The following is a 20,035-nucleotide window of genomic DNA, read 5'->3' as shown; positions in this document are numbered from 1 at the left end:
TACCATGAACTGGGAAATTATTGCCTAGTAACTAAGTGGCTTGGGCAAATGCGGCCTCGCTTTTAGCTTAGTCAATAAGTGGTTGAGGACATAATTAAGTGGATAGCGTTTTATCGACGGTACAAAAAATAGGTCCAGCGCGTATCGGCGCGATGGCAGTTGTAACCATCTTGCTTATTGCTTTTTTCGGTTATATTTCTGTTCAAGTTTCGCAACCCGCCAAAGCACCGCTGTACACAAATCTTTCTTTTGAAGACTCAACGGCAATCGTTGAATATCTTGAAAGCCAAGGCATTGCTTATGAGCTTAGCAATAACGCTGGGGCCATTAATATAGCTCAAGACAAAATATTGCGCACTCGCATGGCTTTGGCTGCTGATGGTCTTCCATTAGGTGGTTCTGTTGGATATGAAATCTTTGATAAGACCGATACACTTGGCACCACATCCTTTGTTCAAAATATCAATCACATTCGTGCATTAGAAGGCGAATTGGCCCGCACCATACGCACGATCAACCGGATCAGTGGCGTACGCGTGCATCTGGTGATTCCTGAGCGTCAATTGTTTCAAAAAGAACAAAAACCACCAACAGCATCTATTGCTTTAAAAGTGCGTGGTGTTCTTGATGCAAACCAGATTCGAGCCATTCAACATATTGTTGCTTCCGCTATTGATGGACTTGCACCATCGCGTGTTTCGATTGTTGATGAATCTGGCAACCTACTCGCTTCTGGTAATGGTGCAGAAGGAGCTGATGCAGGCATGATCAATGCTCAAGCGCGCGCTCTTCAGGTGCAAGAACGGTTGCGCGGACAAATTACTAACCTTCTTACCGGTGTTGTCGGTGCAGGCCGTGCCCGTGTTCAAGTTGCGGCAGAGTTGGAGATGAACCGTGTTACCCAGACATCAGACGTTTATGACCCTGAAAGTCAGGTGGTGCGCTCTACACAAAGCCGCAGCCAAGAAAGTGAAAGCCAAGAGCGCCGTCCTCAGTCTGGCGTGAGCGCAGGAAATGAACTTCCCGCTGCAACTGCTGACGCTAATGCACCTGATGAAACTGAGGCAGCAACGAATACAGAAGAAGTTACCAATTATGAAATTTCGCGCACGACAACCACACAAGTTAAAGAGGCCGGTGCAATCAAACGGCTATCGGTAGCTGTGCTTGTTGATGGCATCTACACACGCAATCAAGATGGCACATATACCTATAGCGAACGCAGCGAAGAAGAGCTCGCTCGATTGTCCGCATTGGTTCGTTCAGCGATTGGCTTTAATGAAGCTCGTGGTGACAAAGTAGAAGTGATTAATCTTGAGTTCGCAGAAAAGCCTATTGAAGACGAGGTCGCTATAAGTGAAGAAGGCGCTCTTGTTTTCACCAAGTATGATTATTTTCGAATTGCAGAGCTTGTTGTGATGGCAATTCTAACACTTCTGGTTCTCTTCGTTGTTGTGCGTCCATTGCTAAGACGTGTGCTTGATAATACTCTTCCAGAGCAAGCAATAGTGACCTTACCAGATGGTACAGTAGCCACCCATGCGGACGATACTCAGACAGGGTCGCATATATCTGCATTGATGGCGGGCAACCAAACCAGCAAACAGATTGAAGAAGCCAAGCAAAACGGCCTCATCCGGGCAGAAGTTGTCCAGCAAATTGGGGCAATGGTTGATGAAAATCCTGAGGCAGCAACAGAAGCCGTTCGCCATCTATTGACGGAGGCTGCGTAATATCATGTCAGAAGTAGCCATAAATGCTGTTGCCGTGACTGATGCACCGGTCACTTCTGTTGAGATGAGTGGGCCACAAAAAGCGGCTGCTTTGCTACTGGCCTTGGGCGAAGAGTATGGCAAGGAAATCTGGACCCGTTTGGATGAAGAAGAAGTTAGATCAATTTCTGTTGCTATGGCTCAGCTCAGTGATATGGATCCAAAAGCATATGAAGATATATTGGTCGATTTTGTGTCCCACCTATCGATCAATGGTACCATGGCTGGCGGTGTGTCGAGCACAGAAAAGTTGCTCCGCTCATTCTTGCCCGACGATCAAGTCGCCATCATTATGGAAGAAATACGCGGGCCTTCAGGTCGTACAATGTGGGAAAAGCTCTCCAATGTTCAGCCAGCCGTTCTTGCAAATTATTTGAAAAATGAATACCCCCAGACTGTTGCGGTGATCTTGTCGCGCATCGCATCAGAGCATTCAGCTAATGTTTTGACTGAGCTGCCCGAAGAATTCGCATTAGAGGTGGTAGGCCGCATGCTCGCGATGGAATCTGTCCAAGGCGATGTCTTGGAAAAGGTCGAACAAACACTGCGTCAGGAGTTTATGTCTAATCTATCACGCAGTCGTAAAAGCGATCCGCATGAACTGATGGCCGGTATTTTTAATAACTTTGATAGACAGACAGAAGCGCGCTTTTTAACGGCACTTGAAGAAGAGAACCGAGAATCATCAGAACGCATCAAACAGCTGATGTTTACATTCGATGATCTTGGCAAGCTTGACACAAGCGCGGTTCAAACATTGCTGCGGGATGTTGAAAAAATTGATCTTGCTAAATCCTTGAAAGGGGCAAATGAGAGTTTGCGAGAGTTCTTCTTCTCAAATATGTCACAGCGTGCCGTGAAGCTTTTAAAAGATGATATGGAAGCTCTCGGCCCGATGCGTTTGAGTGATGTTGATGAGGCGCAAAACAAGCTGGTTGCAACAGCCAAAGCTCTGGCAGACGCAGGTGAAATTATTGTCCAGAAAGGCGAAAATGAAGAAGAGATGATTTATTGATGAGTGCAGATATTCTTGAAAATCCGGTTGGAACACCTTTCTTCTTCGATGTTAATTTTTCGGCACCAGAAGCATCCAAACCCATACCAACGATTCCGCTACCTGACCATGAATCGGCGCTAAAGGTTGCTGAAGAAAAAGGATACGACCGTGGCCTTGCTGATGGTAAGGCGGGTGAAGAGACGCGTCTTGCTAATGAAGCAAAGAAGATTGCTGATGCTGCAGAAAAAATATTAGCCGCTATTGATGGCGACCGCCTTTTACTCGAGAAAGAAAGTGCCGAGCTGGCCTTATCAATTGCCCGCAAATTATCAGGTGCCGCCGTCGAGCAATATCCGCTCGCAGATATTGAAGACCTTATTTCACAATGCCTCGCACCTTTAAGAAATACGCCTCATCTTGTTGTTCGGTTGAATGAGAAAGATGCAACATCAATTAATGAAACCGTTGGAAAATTTGCACGCGAAGCAGGTTTTGAGGGACGCTTTGTGGTCTTAGGCGAACCAGATTTTGCACCTGGTGACTGCCGTATTGAATGGGCTGATGGCGGCATTATTCGTGATCGGTCCAAAGCTGAAACAGATATTGAGAATGCTATTACAAGGTATTTCTCATCCCTTATGAATGAAGCTGAAACATCAACGTTAGCACCTGATGCAGAACAAGAAATATCAATGCAGCCTTCGGCTGAAGAAATGATGAAAGGGTCACAGAACGATGAGTGATGAACCTGGAAATAACGATATAATTGCAGATGGAGATGACACTGGGATTGATCTTGTTGAACATAGTGCCCCTTTAAAATCTTCAGATGATAATATTACGGAGACTAAAGACCCGGCTGACTTACAAACAATCTTTGATGCACCGGTTAAAGTGTCTGCCGTATTAGGCCGAACCAAATTAAAAGTTTCGGATCTAATCTCAATGGGACGCGGCACAATATTAGAGCTGGATCGCAAGGTCGGTGAAAGCATCGATATTTTTGTGAACAATCGTCTTATAGCCCGAGGTGAGGTGGTCCTTGTTGACAATCAACTCGGCGTCACAATGACTGAAATCATTGCTCAAGAATAGGAAACGAACATGCGCCTTCTCATCATAGGCCCATTGCATGGGCAACTTTCAACAGCAACAAAAATTGCAATGGATCGCGGTGCGAAAGTCATGCATGTTGATGACATTGCGGGCGGACTTGCAACATTACGCTCCGGCAAAGGAGCGGATCTGCTTTTTGTTGATGTCGCGATTAACATCAACCAGCTTATCCAGCAGCTTGAACTGGAACGTATTCATGTTCCTGTCGTTGCTTGTGGTATTTCCACAAATGCCCATGATGCTGTCGAGGCGATCCGTGCGGGCGCTAAGGAATATGTGCCTCTGCCACCTGATCCCGAGCTCATTGCAGCTGTAATCGCGGCTGTAGCGCAAGAGGCATCTGATCTTGTGTTCCGCGATCCTGCGATGGGCCATGTTATCAAGCTAGCTGAACAGGTGGCTGGCTCAGATGCGTCGATTCTAATCACAGGTGAAAGTGGTACGGGTAAAGAGGTTATTGCAAAATTAGTGCATCAAAAATCTCTGCGTGCAGCACAACCTTTCATCTCTGTGAATTGCGCCGCTATTCCTGAAAATCTTTTGGAGTCTGAGCTGTTCGGGCATGAAAAAGGCTCCTTTACTGGCGCATCGCAACGACGGATAGGCAAATTTGAAGAGGCCAATGGAGGCACTCTTCTGCTGGACGAGATCAGCGAGATGGATGTGCGTCTGCAGGCAAAACTTCTGCGCGCTATACAAGAACGTGTTATTGACCGTGTTGGCGGTTCCAAACCAGTGCCTGTGAATATCCGTATTCTGGCAACTTCTAACCGAAACTTGAGCGAGGCTGTTCGTCAGGGGCATTTCCGTGAAGATTTGTTGTATCGATTGAATGTGGTGAACCTTGCCATACCGGCTTTGCGCGCGCGTCCAGATGATATAACAGCGCTTGCTCGCCATTTTGTCGCCAAATATTCTAATGCAAATTCATTGATGGAGCGTCCGCTCAGCGATGAGGCTGAGCGCTTACTAATGGCCAACCCATGGCCTGGCAATGTGCGGGAACTTGAAAACACAATCCATCGTGCCGTCTTGATTGCGACAGGTGATGTCATCGGACTTGATGCGATCATGATGCCGGATGGAACAGGTTTTTCAGACCCCATGGTTGGTGTCGGGCGCGATGATGTTGCTCGTCAAGCAGCGCTCACTGCGGAGGCGGTAACCAGAACCTTAGTGGGTATGCCTCTCGCTGAGGTGGAGCGCGATCTCATACTTGACACATTGGATCATTGCCTCGGGAACCGAACGCATGCGGCCAATATTCTGGGCATTTCCATTCGAACATTACGCAATAAATTGCGGCTTTATATGGATGAAGGGCAGGATGTAGCACAGCCTGGAGAAATCCGAAGCCAAATGGCCGGATAAGGGATTATTGCTGTTTGATAGAGCGGGCTGTTTATTTAAAATCCAAAGCAGCCGGCGATTTCAGAAAGCCTGAGTTCGCTCCATATCGCATTGCCTTGATAGGCCCAAGCAAATGATGCCCCGCCCAAAAGCGCGCTGATCAACATCAGGATACCTGTTGTTGCAATGGTTTGTAAAAACTGTGCCATTAGCTGCGTTTCGCAAGCAGTTTCAACTTGTCAACGGCAACACTTGGCACTTCGCCATAAGAGATCGTTGAAACAAATTCACCCTTGCTATCCAATAGAATAACGGATGCGGTGTGATCCATCGTGTAATCACCATCGCCAAGCCTGACTTTATTGGCGAAGACGCGATAATTCCTCAAAATCTGAGTGATATTTTCTGGTTTTCCGGTAACACCTGTAATGCGGTCTGAAAAAGCGGTTACATAATCTTTCATTACTTCAGGCGGGTCTCGTTCAGGGTCAACTGTGATGAAATAGCTATTGATATTTTTACCTACATCACCGGCCTCATCAAGCCAGCCGGAAATATCTGACAATGTGGTTGGACAAATTTCCGGACAATGAGTGAAGCCAAAAAATAAGATGCTTGGTGAACCATTCAAAGCGGCTTCGGTGATGGTTGCCCCATTATGATCTGTCAGCTCAAAAGGGCCGCCAATTTGTTGGACGCCAGCCAGCTGTTGTGATTGTGGCTTCTGTACCTCGTTGATATAAAAATATCCGCCAAACGCACCGCCAGCGATCGCAACCAGACCCCACAAAGCATACTGTAATGTTTTAAGTGACATGAAAAACCTTTGTCGTAATGATCAATAATATCAATACATCTATTATAGGGCGAAGAGTTTGACAATTAAAGAACGTGAATTACGTCTCACTTGTTTGCGAGATTAATGGAATATTCAAAATACGACAATTCTATTTTTAAAATAATTATTTCCTTCACATTGCATTTCTTACGTTAATTTAACGCCCCGTTAACCATAAGCACGGCAAAAATTGCCTAGTGACTTTTAGCTCGCACGCGTGGGTATGAAGGCGCGCGTGGGCATGAAGCTCTGACGGTAATTATTGGCTGGGTGAAGATGAGCGATACGAGTGTTGATAGTAATGCTGCGAAGGGCGCAGGCGACGGGGGGTCTTTTGGCTCAGTTGCTGCATTTTTGAAGCAAGGTGACATCGGCCTAGCCCTTGGTGTGATCGTCATCTTGGTGATGCTGATTCTACCTATGCCGCCAATAATGCTGGATTTCTTTCTGGCCATATCGATTATCTTTTCTGTCTTGGTGTTGATGACAGCGCTGTTCATCCATACGCCACTGGAATTTACAAGTTTTCCGACTGTTTTGCTGCTTGCAACAATGCTTCGACTGGCGTTGAACCTTGCCTCAACCCGCTTGATTTTAGCCAATGGTCATGAAGGCCCACAAGCAGCGGGGCATGTCATCGAGGCCTTTGGTAATTTCGTCTCACGTGGCAATTTTATCATCGGGCTTATTGTCTTTGCGATTCTTGTGATTGTGAACTTCATTGTTATCACCAAGGGTTCGGGGCGGATTGCTGAAGTGGCGGCACGCTTTACATTGGACGCCATGCCCGGCAAGCAAATGGCGATTGATGCTGATTTGTCCGCAGGGATAATTAATGAAGAACAGGCCCGTGAGCGCCGTAAAAGTCTGGAAGACGAAAGTTCTTTCTTTGGTGCCATGGATGGCGCGTCGAAGTTTGTGCGCGGTGATGCAATTGCAGGCTTGATGATTACCTTCATTAATATCGTCGGCGGTATTGTGATCGGTATCATGCAGCAAGACTTGTCATTTGGTGATGCGGGGAAAACCTATACACTTTTGACAATAGGTGATGGCCTTGTAAGCCAAATTCCAGCTCTTATTGTGTCAACTGCTGCAGGCCTTTTGGTGTCTAAGGCAGGTGTGCGCGGAGCGGCTGATAAAGCGCTGTTCAGTCAGTTGACCAATTATCCAAAAGCTTTCGGTATGTCGTCTTTTGTTATGTCATTCATGGCTTTCCTCCCCGGTATGCCAACAGGGATCTTCCTCGTTTTGGCCTCCGGCGCTGGATATATGGCCTATAGCGGCTATAGCCGGCAAAAAACAGCCGCTGATGATGTGGTCATGAAGGAAGAAACCGCGAAACAAGAAGAGATGGCACCCAAAGAGCCGGACATCCGCGACAGCCTCAAGATGGATGATTTGCGCATTGAAGTTGGATATGGCCTACTCTCTCTTATCAATGAAAGCGAAGGATCGGATCGCCTGACGGAACAGATCAAGGCGCTGCGACGTCAGCTTGCTAATGACCTTGGCTTTGTCATGCCGTCTGTGAGATTATTAGATAATCTACAAAGCTCACCGAATAATTATGAAATTAAAGTCAAGGAAGTACGGGCTGGTGTTGGCGAGGTTTATCCTGACCAATTGATGGTCATGGACCCCTCCGGTGGTAAAGTGGCTCTTCAGGGGCGCACCACAACAGAGCCTACATTTGGTCTCCCAGCCACATGGATAGCACCTGATGAACGCCCAAATGCTGACGCATTGGGCTATACGGTGGTTGATCCCGCAACGGTTGTCTCAACCCATCTGTCAGAAATTATGAAGGCAAATGTTTCGGAGCTTTTATCTTACTCTGTTGTGCAGGACTTGCTGGAAGAATTAACGCCACAGCAATCGAAACTTGTTGAAGATATGGTGCCGAGCCAAATCACAGTGAGCGGTATCCAACGCGTGCTTCAAGGTTTGCTGGCTGAGCGGGTTTCTATCCGTGATCTTCCGGGCATTCTTGAGGCCATTGCTGAAGTGGCCGGTGCTGTGAATACAACCGCAGGTCTCGTCGAGCATGTGCGCTCTCGTCTAGCGCGTCAAATCACAGCCCAAAACGTATCGCAGATGGGGTATCTACCCATGATAACATTGTCACCGGATTGGGAAACCGCTTTTGCAGAAGCGCTTGTTGGTGAGGGTGAAGAAAAGCGCCTTGCCATTGCACCGTCGAAAATACAAGATTTTGTCGTGGCCGTGCGCGATGCTTTTGAAGAGGCGGCAAAACTAGGTGAAATACCAATCCTTTTGGCAAGCCCCGGTATCCGACATCATGTGCGCTCAATCGTTGACCGTTTCCGCCCGCAAACGGCGATCATGTCACAAGCTGAAGTGCATCCCCGCGCGAAATTAAAAACAGTAGGGACTGTTTAAGGCGTCGGTTTGGTCGCGGCGCGCTCTAAGTGATGCTGCGTTGTGAAAACAGACGGCAGCATGATGCGGCTTTTGCGACCAACAATCTCATCGACCAAAGCCTCACCTAAACGATGCGCAAGGCCGAAGCTGATTTTAAAGCCGCCGGTTGCAACGTAAATGGGTTGATCATCGAAAAGCCGTCCAATGACAGATTCACGCTCATAACATTTAGGTCGCACCCCCGCCCAACGCCCGAGAAATGGGGCGTCTTTCAAGCTCGGACAAAGAAGAAACGCCTTGTCGATAAAGTCTGTCACACTGAGATCGGGGGTATTAGGGTCAGTCCATATTTTTTCTGCCGTGGACCCCACAGCACAGGTGCCATTGTCTTGGGGTACAATATAAACGCCGTCATCATAGATCACCGGCCTATCAGCTTCGACTTTAAGTTCAAAATGCGCGGCTTGTCCTTTAATGCCGGTACCAATATCGATGTTATGAGTGTTCTTGAGATAGGAAAATGTTTGATAGCCTTGGGCCAGAACAATCGCGCCTGCCTTCACGCTTTCCGCTCCTTTGTTAAACGTGGCAACGCCATCGTCAAAATGTTCAAAGGTAAAACCGTTTTGAAGGGTCGCACGATTATTCAAATAGGCTGTGAGCGCGGCGAGATATTCACGTGGATTAACCCGTGCGGCCAAAGTATCGAGGGCATAGCCAAAAGGTGCGCGTTCCGGCGATAGCCAATCGTCAAAGCGTGTATCTTGATGGGGCGCAAAATCAAACGAGTGCTCGCCTTGATGCCAGATGTCTTTAGAGGCCACGGCAAGATCGGCGGCCGTTTTGATGAAATGATCCGCCCGTATAGGCATGACGCGGCCAATGCGTCCATAGCCAGTGGAATGCCCGGTCTCTTCTTCCAGCGTGTCGATGATGGCAGGCAGTTCGCTCAAAGCATCAAATTGAAATTGCTTCTTTTCCTTCCAGCCTGTTGGCAGATAGGGCATCAAAGCACCAAGTAAGCCGCCACTCGCACCCGCGCCGATGCGATCTTTTTCTGCAACTATGACCGATAAACCTAGGTCAACGGCATGTTTTGCGATCCAAAGGCCGAAAATACCGCCGCCGACCACGACAAGATCATATGATTTCTTTTGCATTGTCATGCGGCTGATTTAGAACAGGGTGGGAATAAAAGAAAGAGCGAAGACGAAGGCCGCGATGAACAACGCAATTGAATGGGATGAAAATGATGTGCCTGTGGCGACCCGTTTTGATGATCCTTATTATTCAAAACACGATGGCCGCGCAGAAACGCATCATGTTTTTATAAACGGTAATCAGCTTCTCCCTCGCTTCGAAGAGGCGAAGAATTTTCATGTTGCCGAATTGGGTTTTGGTACTGGGTTGAATTTTTATGAGACGCTTAGTCACTGGAATAAGCATGCATGTGAGGGCGCTCATCTCACATTTACTTCTTTCGAACTTTACCCGCTATCACGTGAGGAAATGACGCATGCGCTTCAGCCATGGCCGGATTTAGCCGCTCTAAGCGCGCCTTTTCTTGATGCCTTATCGCGGCAAGACGGCTGGCAAGAAATAATGATCGAAAATGTGACGTTGAGGCTGGCGGTTGGTGATGCCAATCAGTTTATCCATCAAATGCCAGATTTAGCGGATGCTTGGTTTCTTGATGGCTTTAGTCCCGCAAAAAACCCGGAGCTTTGGAATGAGGGCTTAATGAATGCGCTTGGCCAAAAGACAAAGCTTGGCGGGACATTTGCGACCTATACAGCAGCAGGATGGGTGCGGCGGATGATGGGTGAGGCTGGCTTCCAGGTAGAGCGCATCAAAGGCTTTGGCCATAAACGCCACATGAGCGTTGGATATCGTGTGCGCTAACGAACCCTAAGGCATTTCCAGACAGCGAAAATCAGCTGGTAATCGGTTTCCTTGGAAATCTATATGCACCACATTTAAATTATGCCGACGGCACCAAACTTGAACACCAATATTTGTAAAGCCCACATCAACGGCAGCATATTCACGCATGGACAAACCACCAGAGCGGCCTTCCAGCACATCTTCAGAACATTTGGCGCAAACGATGGGGTGCGTCAGGCCATATTTAAGAGCTGATGTATCAGTCATAAAAAACCTCTACCTAAAACCACACGAAAGGACAATGGCAACGGACTAGAGAGGCTTAGTTTTCCTAGTAAATTCATACCGCAATCTTGCGCCAGCGCCGAAAGGCGATCACAGCCCAAAGGCCTTCTGCAATTAAAAAGGGGTAAGAATTGATGAGAAAGGCATAAAAAGCGGCCAGAACACAGCCAGCAGAAAAAACCAAAATAAAGGTTGGATGGCGCTCTTCTAAGGCATAGGCGCCGACCATAATGATAATCGCAATAATACCAAGAATTTCTATAGTCATCACATTATCCCGTTAATTTCACTCTTGTTTGCCGCCAAAATTTAAATAGGCGCTTATGAAAAAGGGATCACTGATTAAGTGATCCCTCCGTCTGCTTGAGGCAAACTACCTCTCGCATGCCATTTAAAGGCCGGTGTTTAGAATAGTGAAGGCTGCTCCACCATCAAGTTCACCTGACTTGGCACGCTGTGCCTCAAAAACATGACTGACATTGGATCACCTCCTTTCGATTGTTAAAGACAAGACAAGCTTGATTGATTTTCAATGATTTGCCAAGAGGGATTTATATGTTTTTCCGATGGGTCTATAGACAGTCACTGAATAATGCTTCACCAAACGGCAAATGATTTTGGAGTGAACTATGGCGCTTGCGCAAAAAATACCAGCAACAATATTCACCGGTTTTTTGGGCGCTGGCAAAACCACCGTTATTCGGCAGTTATTGGAACAGGCGAACGGCAAGAAGATTGCCCTCATCATCAATGAGTTTGGTGATGTTGGTGTTGATGGCGATCTCCTAAAAGGCTGCGGTGATGAAACATGCAGCGAAGATGATATTGTGGAATTGGCCAATGGTTGCATCTGCTGCACGGTGGCTGATGATTTTTTACCCGCTATGTCTGCGCTTTTAGAACGCGACACCCCGCCCGATCACATCATCATTGAAACATCAGGCTTGGCGCTGCCGCAGCCGCTGGTGAAAGCTTTTTCATGGCCGACGGTGCGCGAGCGGGTTTCTGTGGATGGCGTGATTGTCATTGTTGATACGCCAGCGGTGAGTGAGGGGCGTTTTGCAGCCAATGAAAAGGCGCTGGAGGCCCAACGCGCAGCCGATGAAACACTGGACCATGAAAGCCCATTGCATGAGCTTTTTGAAGATCAACTTGTCTGTGCTGATATGGTTCTTTTGAATAAATCTGATTTGGTGGATAGCGCCACGCTTGCCCGCGTTGAGGCTGATTTGCGCAAAGAAGTGCGCGTGGGTGTCTCTTTTGTTGCGACCCATGAGGGTGCGATTAATGGGCCAGCGCTGTTGGGTCTTAATTCCAAGGCTGAAGACGACATGGCAAACAGGTTGTCTCATCATGAAGCCGACCACGGACATGCAGATCATGATCATGATGATTTTGATAGTTTCGTGGTGGAGGCGGGCCTTTACAAAAATAAAGATGAAGCAATTCAGACAATTGAAAATGTCATGAAAGCCCATGACATTTTGCGCCTTAAGGGGTTTCTCGCGATTGAGGGCGCGGCGGCCCGTCTTGTGGTTCAAGCGGTTGGCCCACGGGTAAACAGTTATTTTGATAGGCCGTGGGGCGCAGATGAAACGCCGCATTCTTCGCTCGTTGTTATCAGCGAAAAAGGCATGGACAAAACCGCAATCACTGCCGCGTTAAAAGGCTGACATGCATCTTCTTGCCGCCCAACCTGGACAGATTGTTGATGGCGATGAAGCCATTGACCTTGGCCAGTCGGTCGGTGATGTCATTGTGCTTTCTGCCGCTGACACGGAAATCGCGCTTTTGTCACAGGCTTATGCCGCGCTTGCGCCAGATTATAGCCTGCGCCTTGCTAATTTGATGCAGCTTAAACATCCCATGTCGGTGGATGTTTATCTGGAGCAGACCTGCGGCAAGGCAAAGCTAATTGTTGCACGGCTTTTGGGCGGGCGGGCTTATTGGTCTTATCTGGTTGATGAAATAACCGCCTTTGCGCGGGCTCATAATATTGCTCTTGTTTTATTGCCTGGTGATGACAAACCCGACCAAGAACTGCAAAGCCTTTCAACCGTTTCCGATGATGATTATGCGTCTCTATGGGCGTATCTGATTGAATCAGGTCCGGGCAATGCGGCAGGTTTTCTCAAATATGCGGGGCATTTATTGGATGATAAAGCGCCGGTACCCGAGCCACCTAAAACGCTTTTGAAAGCCGGTCTTTATTGGCCGGAGCTTAACCAGCCAAGCCTTGCGGATATTCAACAAAACTGGAGAGATGATGCGCCGGTTGCGGTGATTGCTTTTTATCGAGCGCTTTTAGAGGGTGGCAATAATGCCCCGATAGATGCGCTGATTGCGGGCTTGCAAGCCAAGGGCCTGAATGCGCTGCCGGTCTTTGTCCCAAGCTTAAAAGATGAGCTGGCGCAGGCCATTTTGGAAAATCTATTTCAGCAGACAAATCCGTCGATTATCTTGAACACAACCGGCTTTGCGGTGTCCGCCTATGATGGCAGTGCGATTAAAAATCCTTTTGATGCTGCTGATTGTCCGGTGCTGCAAGTGGTTTTGTCTTCCAGCACGTTTGAAGCATGGGAAAATGATACGCAAGGTCTATCGGCCCGTGATCTGGCGATGCATGTGGTCTTGCCAGAGCTTGATGGGCGCATTTTAAGTCGGGCAATTTCTTTTAAGTCTGCGGGTCAGTTCGATGAACGCACGCAGACCAATATTGTGACATATCAACCGGCGCAGGATAGGGTCGACTATGTAAGCGCGCTTGCCTATGGCTGGATCAATTTACGAAAGGCCAAACCGGAAAGCCGCAATGTTGCGATCATACTTGCCAATTACCCAAACCGTGATGGCCGCATTGGCAATGGTGTTGGCTATGATACGCCGCAAAGCACAATTTCTATTCTCGATGCTTTGAGTGAAGCGGGCTATGAGGTTCACAATATTCCAAAAGATGGCACGGCGCTGGTTCATCAACTGCTTGATGGCACAACCAATGCCGAGACGCGCGGCTCACGTGAGGCAAGATTGTCACTCAAAGACTATGAGATCGCCTTCGCCCAACTGCCGAAAAGCGTGCAAGAGGCGGTCACTGCGCGTTGGGGAGCACCACAGAATGACCCCTTTGTGCGGGATCACGCTTTCCAATTGGCAATCCAGATGCATGGTAATATTGCGGTCGGCATTCAGCCTGCGCGCGGTTATAATATTGATCCTAAAGAAACCTATCACGATCCCGATCTTGTGCCACCGCATGGCTATTTCGCCTTTTATATTTGGTTGCGCGATCACTTCATGGCTCATGCGCTTATCCACAATGGCAAACATGGCAATTTAGAATGGCTGCCGGGCAAAGCGCTCGCCTTATCTGCTGAATGTTATCCCGAAGCGGTGCTTGGGCCTGTGCCGAATTTGTATCCCTTTATTGTCAATGATCCGGGCGAGGGGACGCAAGCAAAACGGCGGGCATCAAGTGTGATCATTGATCACCTAACGCCACCGCTTACCCGCGCCGAAACCTATGGCCCCTTGAAAGATTTGGAAGCCTTGGTTGATGAATATTATCTGGCAAGCGGACTTGATCCCAGACGCTTGAAATTATTGCGTGCGCATATTCTTGATCTTGTGAAGGGCGAAAATCTGCACCTTGATGCGGGCATATCTGACAGTGACGCTGAAGATGAGGCTCTGCAAAAGCTTGATGCTTATTTGTGTGATTTGAAAGAGGCGCAAATTCGCGATGGTCTTCATATTTTAGGGTACTCACCAGAAGGCGAGCAGGAGCGTGATTTACTGGTGGCGCTTGCGCGTGTGCCGCGACGTTTGGGCGAGGCGGGTGACCAATCGCTTATTCGTGCCCTTGCCGATGATCTTGGTCTTGATTTTGATCCGCTTGATTGTGATTTCTCACATAAAGCCACGCTTGGAAAACAGGCTATTCTGGAGAGTGTGAGCGCTGATCCATGGCGCAGTCTTGGTGACACTGTGGAGCGCTTGGAACTCTTGGCGCAGCAGATGATAACGGGCACGCTTGAACCCGTTGGCGCGCAAAGTGCGCTTGTGCTGGCTGAAATTGATCAGGTCGTGCGCCCAGCGCTTCAATCGTGTGGGACGAGCGAAATCAGCAACCTTCTGCGTGGTCTGAATGGCCAATTTGTTGAAGCCGGCCCATCGGGGGCGCCAACGCGGGGGCGATTGGATGTTTTGCCAACGGGGCGTAATTTTTTCGCGCTCGATAATCGCACCTTGCCAACGCCGGCTGCATGGGCGCTTGGTGAAAAATCGGCGCACCTCTTGGTGCAGCGCTATTTTCAAGACAATGGCGCATGGCCGAAGAGCTTTGGTCTATCGGCTTGGGGCACATCGAACATGCGAACAGGCGGTGATGATATTGCCCAAGCTTTGGCGCTTATTGGAGCAAAACCAAAATGGGATCCGGCGAGCTGGCGGGTTACTGGATTTGAAATCACGCCACTTGCAGCCCTAGGTCGTCCGCGTGTTGATGTGACTTTGCGCATTTCCGGGTTCTTCCGCGATGCTTTTCCGGCTCAAATTGCTTTGTTTGATAGCGCGGTACAGGCGATTGCAGCGCTTGATGAAGAGGCAGAAGAAAACCCGATTGCCGCCAAGGCCATAGCAGAGCAAAAAGCGGGCAAAGATCAGCGCACAGCAACTTTGCGAATTTTTGGCTCTAAACCGGGTGCCTATGGTGCGGGTTTGCAGGCCTTGATTGATGAAAAAATATGGGATGGGCGCGATGATTTGGCCAAAGCCTATATCGAGTGGGGCGGCTATGCCTATGGTGCCAAGCTTGCGGGTGAAGCGCGCCACGAGGTCTTTGAAGACCGCTTATCGGGGATTGAAGCGGTTGTGCACAATCAAGATAACCGCGAACATGATTTATTAGATTCGGATGATTATTATCAGTTTGAAGGGGGCATGACCGCCGCCGTTGAAGCGCATTCAGGCGAACGCCCGAAAGTTTATCATAACGATCACTCGCGCCCTGAACGCCCCGTTATTCGAACATTGGAAGAAGAGATTGGGCGTGTCATGCGCTCTCGTGTGGTCAACCCGAAATGGATCAACGGCGTGATGCGACACGGCTATAAAGGGGCTTTTGAAATTGCCGCAACAGTCGATTATATGTTTGCATTTAGCGCCACTACAGGTGCGGTTCGCGACCATCATTTTGATATGGCCTATGATGCGTTTTTGGTGGATGACAAAGTACGTGCCTTCATTGCGGACAATAATGCCCCTGCATTGAAAGAGATCGCTGATCGCTTGCAAGAAGCAATTGATCGTGGACTGTGGACGCCGAAGCTAAATTCGGCCTATGGTTTTTTGAAAGAAATTCAGGAGGCTTGAAATGGCTGAAAAGACAGAAGAAGAAATCAACGCTCGCCATGCCAATAAAATGGCTAAGAAAAAGGCTGCCCGTGATAAAATCATTGCTACGAAAACCGAAGAGCGCGGCCTCTTGATCGTCAATACTGGCAAGGGTAAAGGCAAATCAACCGCAGCCTTCGGTATGATATTTCGTGCCATAGGCCATGGTTTTAATGTCGGGATCGTCCAATTTGTCAAAGGCTCATGGAAAACTGGTGAGCGCGATATTCTGGAAAATTATTCTAAACAAGTAAAAATCAAAGCAATGGGCGATGGTTTTACATGGGAAACACAAGACCGCGAGCGCGACATCGCTTCTGCAAAGGCGGCGTGGGAAGAGGCGAAAACAATGATTGCCGACCCAGATATCAAAATGGTGCTTTTAGATGAGCTCAATATTGTATTGCGCTATGATTATCTAGAACTGGCAGAAGTGATTGATGTTTTAAAAAATAAGCCGGAAGATAAACATGTGATCGTGACGGGACGTAACGCGAAAGATGAGCTGATTGAGATCGCCGACTTAGTGACCGAAATGGAATTGATCAAACATCCTTTCCGTTCAGGCGTTAAGGCTCAAGCGGGAATAGAATTTTAAATTACCACTCTATCCCGTATTTAGCTTAAAATCGCGACCTATCAAGATCGCGATTTTTACTTTTAAAGTGCGCTAACGAGCGTCATTAAGCGCCCAATCGTAGACATATTTGTCTACTTTTTTAGCGCCTTTTAGGCGTGCTTTAAGGTCTGCGTTTGCATAGCGACTAATATGCTTGAGAATTGAAGCTTCGCTACCGCCAAAATCACCTTCATACCAAAAATATATTTTTGACGCGGTAATTTGTCCGTCCTTGATATTAATGCCTCTTGGACTGTTTATATATTTTTTCGCTGCAGCGCCAAGCTGGCTGCGAACTTTTGCGCCAGTATATGCTTTTTTAGCAAGGTTGGGGCATGTGATGGCAGCGCAGTTAAAGCCATAATGCAACAATGGGTCGTTCCAGATAGGGCGCACAATGCCGCTCTCAATTTTATTCAGCGTCAGTTTTTTGCCGTTTACAACAGCGACTTTATCATTAAATGGTCCGTATACATCAAGAGCGTTTTTCTTAATGTCACGGATAGATTTAAGCGGATAATGCTTGAGCGCTACGCCAACCGTGCTGGCATTATAAAGATTAAGCCAATACGCATATTGTTCGTTACGGTTCAGTTTCGTTACATCCACGGCTTGTAGTGATTTAAGATAATTTCTTAAGGCCGCTTTATCTTCGCCGCTGACACGACCATAAGCGACAAGATTAACGCCTTGTCCGTTCGTTTTTACGTATTTTCCTAAAAATTTACTCCAAGGAGCGTGGTCGATGACAATCTTTGATGCGGCATCATGTTTCCTCCAAATTTGATCAGCAAGCTTTGATTTGGGCACAAAGGAGCGCTCAATAGAGCTTTGTGCAAAGGCTGGCGTGAGAAAATTTGTGAGTGCTAATAAGAACAAAGCACTAAGCGCAATAATGACGGCAAATGGCTTGAAGCGCATGATTGAATGAAGCATATATGTACCTTAATGTTTAAACATTGTTTCTTCTACATAACTAATGATTGTACTGAGAATTTACTAAGCACTTTCAATCACCCCACATCACATATGGTTTAGATCGTAGTCTACGCCGTTATTGTCGCGAGCATTTGTTAAGGTGTGATTCATGATATATTTAGTCTGTTTTTGTTCGTAACGGTTTTTATGCGATTTTTGCTTAAGATTTATGGTGTTTAACCAACTGTTTTATCTTAACTGGAAAAGCGACACTATGGACCAGATTATTAAATGGGTAAGCGGCATAATTTTTGTTGCGATTGCCGCTCATTTTGGCGTCTTAAACTATGTTGAGCCAAGGCTTGATAAAGGTACGGATAATCAAGAAATTCAGACACAAGCAGCTCTCCCAGTCGAGCTTAATCGCACAGAAGTAAAACACGTCGAGCAAGAAGAGCCTTTGCCGGGTCGGGCTGTGCGTGTGAAAGCTGGCAACAACGGTCATTTTTATCTTGATGCCAAAATCAACGGGACAAGAACGCCGTTTTTAGTTGATACGGGTGCCTCGATGGTTGCTTTAAGCTATGAGTCTGCTCAAAGGGCTGGTATTCGCTTGAAAAAATCAGATTTTAAACACACGGCATCAACCGCTAATGGACAGGTGGCTATGGCTGTTGTGATGCTTGATAGCGTCCGCTTCAAAAATATTCTCGTCCGCAATGTGCGAGCTGGGGTCTTACCAAAAGGGGCTTTGGGTGGCGCTAATCTTCTCGGCAACAGTTTCCTGAGTCGGCTGCGAGAATATAAGGTGAGTGATGGCTCGCTCATTATGCGCCCATAATCAAAGAAAATTAGATTTTACCGTTTCATCTGAGGGTTGTGAATGATTGGCAGCACAGCACGCTTGCGCCACATGGTTGTTTCACTCTAAGGTTTACAGCGACGACTCACTGTCTTTGACTCTTTAAATGAGCTGCTATGTTTCCTAATCCTGTTGCCAAACTTTCTCCAAATACATTGGAGTTTGAAACAATTCCCATGGTCAAGCCGACAGGTTTTCGCGAATATGATGCGCGATGGTTGTTTGGTGATGAAATCAACATCATGGGCATTCAGATGCTTGGCGCAGGTATTGGCACCGTCATGCATGAAATGGGCATCAAACCTGAAATTGTTGTTGGCCATGATTACAGAAGCTATTCCGCGTCCATCAAGATTGCGTTGACGAGCGGGCTGATGGCGGCAGGCATCAAGGTTTATGATATAGGCTTGGCTTTATCGCCGATGGCATATTTTGCTCAATTTGAGCTTGATGTTGCTGCTGTTGCCATGGTGACGGCATCGCATAATGAAAATGGCTGGACCGGCGTCAAAATGGGCGTTAATCGCCCACTGACCTTTGGGCCGGATGAAATGAGCCGATTGCGCGATATAGTTTTGACAAACAAGCTCAATTTAAAGGGCTGCGGCTCCTATGAGTTCGTTGCTAATTTTGGTGAACGCTATGCAAAAGACTTGACCGCGCGACCTAAATTAAAACGCCCCATCAAAGTGGTGGCAGCCTGTGGCAATGGCACGGCTGGCGCTTTTGCTCCTCAAATTTTGTCTGACATTGGCGCGGATGTGATCCCTCTTGATGCTGAGCTTGACCATACATTTCCGCGCTATAATCCCAACCCTGAAGACATGAAAATGCTACACGCAATCCGCGATGCAGTTTTGGACAATGGGGCAGAGGTGGGCCTTGGTTTCGATGGCGATGGCGATCGGTGCGGTGTTGTTGATAATGAAGGTGAAGAAATTTTTGCTGACAAAGTGGGCGTCATGCTTGCGCGTGATCTGTCAGCTATTCATGCTGATGCTACATTTGTCGTGGATGTGAAATCTACAGGATTATTCCATACCGATCCGGTTTTGATAGAGAACAATGTAACGACAGATTACTGGAAAACGGGTCATTCATATATCAAACGTCGTGTGAATGAATTGCAGGCTTTGGCAGGATTTGAAAAATCAGGCCATTATTTCTTTAATGCCCCTATTGGCCGCGGCTATGATGATGGTCTGGTTTCAGCATTAGCAGTTCTTGATATGTTGGATCGTAATCCTGAGCGCACCATGGCTGACCTAGGTCGTGCACTTCCCAAAACGTGGGGGTCGCCTACCATGTCGCCCACATGTGACGATGAAAAAAAATATGGTGTAATTGATAAAGTGGTCGCGCGCTTTGAACAGATGAAGGCGAACGGGGAGAAAATCAATGGTCAAAATATCGTTGATTTGATTACCGTGAATGGCGTTCGTATGGTTGCAGAAGATGGCACATGGGGCTTAGTGCGCGCGTCGTCGAACAAACCGGAACTTGTTGTCGTTGTTGAAAGTCCAGTGTCTGAAGCGCGACTGCATGAAATGTTTCACATCGTTGATGGTGTGCTGCGTGAAAATGAGGGTGTTGGCGCCTATAACCAGACAATCTAGGG

The 20,035-nt window shown here is 47.6% G+C and carries 18 protein-coding genes; 12 read left to right on the top strand and 6 right to left on the bottom strand.

What is annotated here, in order from left to right:
* The first annotated feature begins 98 nt into the window (after positions 1–98).
* The 5 genes from fliF to ABJ081_06530 are packed head-to-tail and all read left to right on the top strand — an operon-like array spanning position 99 to position 5,256.
* Positions 99–1,733, top strand: a complete 1,635-nt coding sequence (fliF, locus tag ABJ081_06550) for a flagellar basal-body MS-ring/collar protein FliF (GenBank protein ID MEP6356324.1) — start codon at positions 99–101, stop codon at positions 1,731–1,733.
* 4 nt (positions 1,734–1,737) lie between these two features.
* Positions 1,738–2,787, top strand: a complete 1,050-nt coding sequence (fliG, locus tag ABJ081_06545; protein ID MEP6356323.1) for a flagellar motor switch protein FliG — start codon at positions 1,738–1,740, stop codon at positions 2,785–2,787.
* Positions 2,787–3,512: a FliH/SctL family protein gene (locus ABJ081_06540; protein ID MEP6356322.1), complete on the top strand. Its 726-nt coding sequence runs from the start codon at positions 2,787–2,789 to the stop codon at positions 3,510–3,512. Before fliG ends, ABJ081_06540 begins: the two co-directional genes overlap by 1 nt.
* The gene (fliN, locus tag ABJ081_06535; GenBank protein MEP6356321.1) at positions 3,505–3,864 is read left to right on the top strand and encodes a flagellar motor switch protein FliN; all 360 of its coding nucleotides are present in this window, start codon (positions 3,505–3,507) and stop codon (positions 3,862–3,864) included. Before ABJ081_06540 ends, fliN begins: the two co-directional genes overlap by 8 nt.
* Before the next feature lie 9 nt (positions 3,865–3,873).
* Complete coding sequence (locus ABJ081_06530) at positions 3,874–5,256, top strand: sigma-54 dependent transcriptional regulator (GenBank protein MEP6356320.1); 1,383 nt, start codon at positions 3,874–3,876, stop codon at positions 5,254–5,256.
* Between the two features lie 35 nt (positions 5,257–5,291).
* On the opposite strand, the gene ABJ081_06525 is transcribed toward ABJ081_06530, so the two are convergent.
* Both ABJ081_06525 and ABJ081_06520 read right to left on the bottom strand, forming a co-directional pair.
* On the bottom strand, positions 5,292–5,444 hold the full coding sequence (locus ABJ081_06525) for a hypothetical protein (GenBank protein MEP6356319.1): 153 nt from the start codon (positions 5,442–5,444) through the stop codon (positions 5,292–5,294).
* On the bottom strand, positions 5,444–6,052 hold the full coding sequence (locus ABJ081_06520; GenBank protein ID MEP6356318.1) for an SCO family protein: 609 nt from the start codon (positions 6,050–6,052) through the stop codon (positions 5,444–5,446). The genes ABJ081_06525 and ABJ081_06520 overlap by 1 nt, the downstream gene beginning before the upstream one ends.
* Positions 6,053–6,349: 297 nt before the next feature.
* Here ABJ081_06520 and flhA point away from each other — a divergent pair, with 297 nt between their 5' ends.
* A complete protein-coding gene (gene flhA, locus ABJ081_06515; GenBank protein MEP6356317.1) occupies positions 6,350–8,476 on the top strand; it encodes a flagellar biosynthesis protein FlhA in 2,127 nt (708 codons plus the stop codon).
* On the opposite strand, the gene ABJ081_06510 is transcribed toward flhA, so the two are convergent.
* Positions 8,473–9,618, bottom strand: a complete 1,146-nt coding sequence (locus tag ABJ081_06510) for an FAD-binding oxidoreductase (protein ID MEP6356316.1) — start codon at positions 9,616–9,618, stop codon at positions 8,473–8,475. The two genes, flhA and ABJ081_06510, sit on opposite strands and share 4 nt — an antisense overlap.
* A 61-nt stretch (positions 9,619–9,679) precedes the next feature.
* On the opposite strand from ABJ081_06510, the gene mnmD reads away from it, so the two are divergent.
* Positions 9,680–10,360: a tRNA (5-methylaminomethyl-2-thiouridine)(34)-methyltransferase MnmD gene (gene mnmD / locus ABJ081_06505; GenBank protein ID MEP6356315.1), complete on the top strand. Its 681-nt coding sequence runs from the start codon at positions 9,680–9,682 to the stop codon at positions 10,358–10,360.
* A 6-nt stretch (positions 10,361–10,366) separates the two neighbouring features.
* On the opposite strand, the gene ABJ081_06500 is transcribed toward mnmD, so the two are convergent.
* Together ABJ081_06500 and ABJ081_06495 are read right to left on the bottom strand one after the other, a co-directional pair.
* The gene (locus tag ABJ081_06500; GenBank protein MEP6356314.1) at positions 10,367–10,609 is read right to left on the bottom strand and encodes a hypothetical protein; all 243 of its coding nucleotides are present in this window, start codon (positions 10,607–10,609) and stop codon (positions 10,367–10,369) included.
* Between the two features lie 73 nt (positions 10,610–10,682).
* Positions 10,683–10,895, bottom strand: coding sequence for a hypothetical protein (locus tag ABJ081_06495; GenBank protein MEP6356313.1), 213 nt, complete (start codon positions 10,893–10,895; stop codon positions 10,683–10,685).
* 361 nt (positions 10,896–11,256) lie between these two features.
* Here ABJ081_06495 and cobW point away from each other — a divergent pair, with 361 nt between their 5' ends.
* From cobW to cobO, 3 genes are read left to right on the top strand one after another with little or no spacing between them, the layout of a single operon-like run.
* Positions 11,257–12,300 (top strand): cobalamin biosynthesis protein CobW, encoded by a 1,044-nt coding sequence (cobW, locus tag ABJ081_06490; protein MEP6356312.1) that lies wholly within the window; start codon positions 11,257–11,259, stop codon positions 12,298–12,300.
* Position 12,301: 1 nt separating this feature from the next.
* Positions 12,302–15,997, top strand: a complete 3,696-nt coding sequence (gene cobN / locus ABJ081_06485; protein MEP6356311.1) for a cobaltochelatase subunit CobN — start codon at positions 12,302–12,304, stop codon at positions 15,995–15,997.
* A gap of 1 nt (position 15,998) precedes the next feature.
* The gene (gene cobO, locus ABJ081_06480) at positions 15,999–16,616 is read left to right on the top strand and encodes a cob(I)yrinic acid a,c-diamide adenosyltransferase (GenBank protein MEP6356310.1); all 618 of its coding nucleotides are present in this window, start codon (positions 15,999–16,001) and stop codon (positions 16,614–16,616) included.
* Positions 16,617–16,688: 72 nt separating this feature from the next.
* Here the strand turns inward: cobO and ABJ081_06475 are convergent, their stop codons facing one another.
* Positions 16,689–17,573: a DUF547 domain-containing protein gene (locus tag ABJ081_06475; GenBank protein MEP6356309.1), complete on the bottom strand. Its 885-nt coding sequence runs from the start codon at positions 17,571–17,573 to the stop codon at positions 16,689–16,691.
* 256 nt (positions 17,574–17,829) lie between these two features.
* Between ABJ081_06475 and ABJ081_06470 the strand changes: the two genes are divergently transcribed.
* Both ABJ081_06470 and ABJ081_06465 read left to right on the top strand, forming a co-directional pair.
* Positions 17,830–18,396 carry a TIGR02281 family clan AA aspartic protease gene (locus ABJ081_06470; protein MEP6356308.1) on the top strand — a complete coding sequence of 189 codons (567 nt, stop codon included), beginning with the start codon at positions 17,830–17,832 and terminating at the stop codon, positions 18,394–18,396.
* A gap of 137 nt (positions 18,397–18,533) precedes the next feature.
* The gene (locus tag ABJ081_06465) at positions 18,534–20,033 is read left to right on the top strand and encodes a phosphomannomutase/phosphoglucomutase (protein MEP6356307.1); all 1,500 of its coding nucleotides are present in this window, start codon (positions 18,534–18,536) and stop codon (positions 20,031–20,033) included.
* The last annotated feature ends 2 nt before the right edge of the window (positions 20,034–20,035 follow it).

The sequence above is a fragment of the Hyphomicrobiales bacterium genome (assembly GCA_039989895.1).
GTDB lineage: Bacteria > Pseudomonadota > Alphaproteobacteria > Rhizobiales > JACESI01 > JACESI01.
The sequence above is the reverse complement of the archived record's forward strand: the minus strand, read 5'-3'. Positions and strand labels throughout refer to the sequence as shown.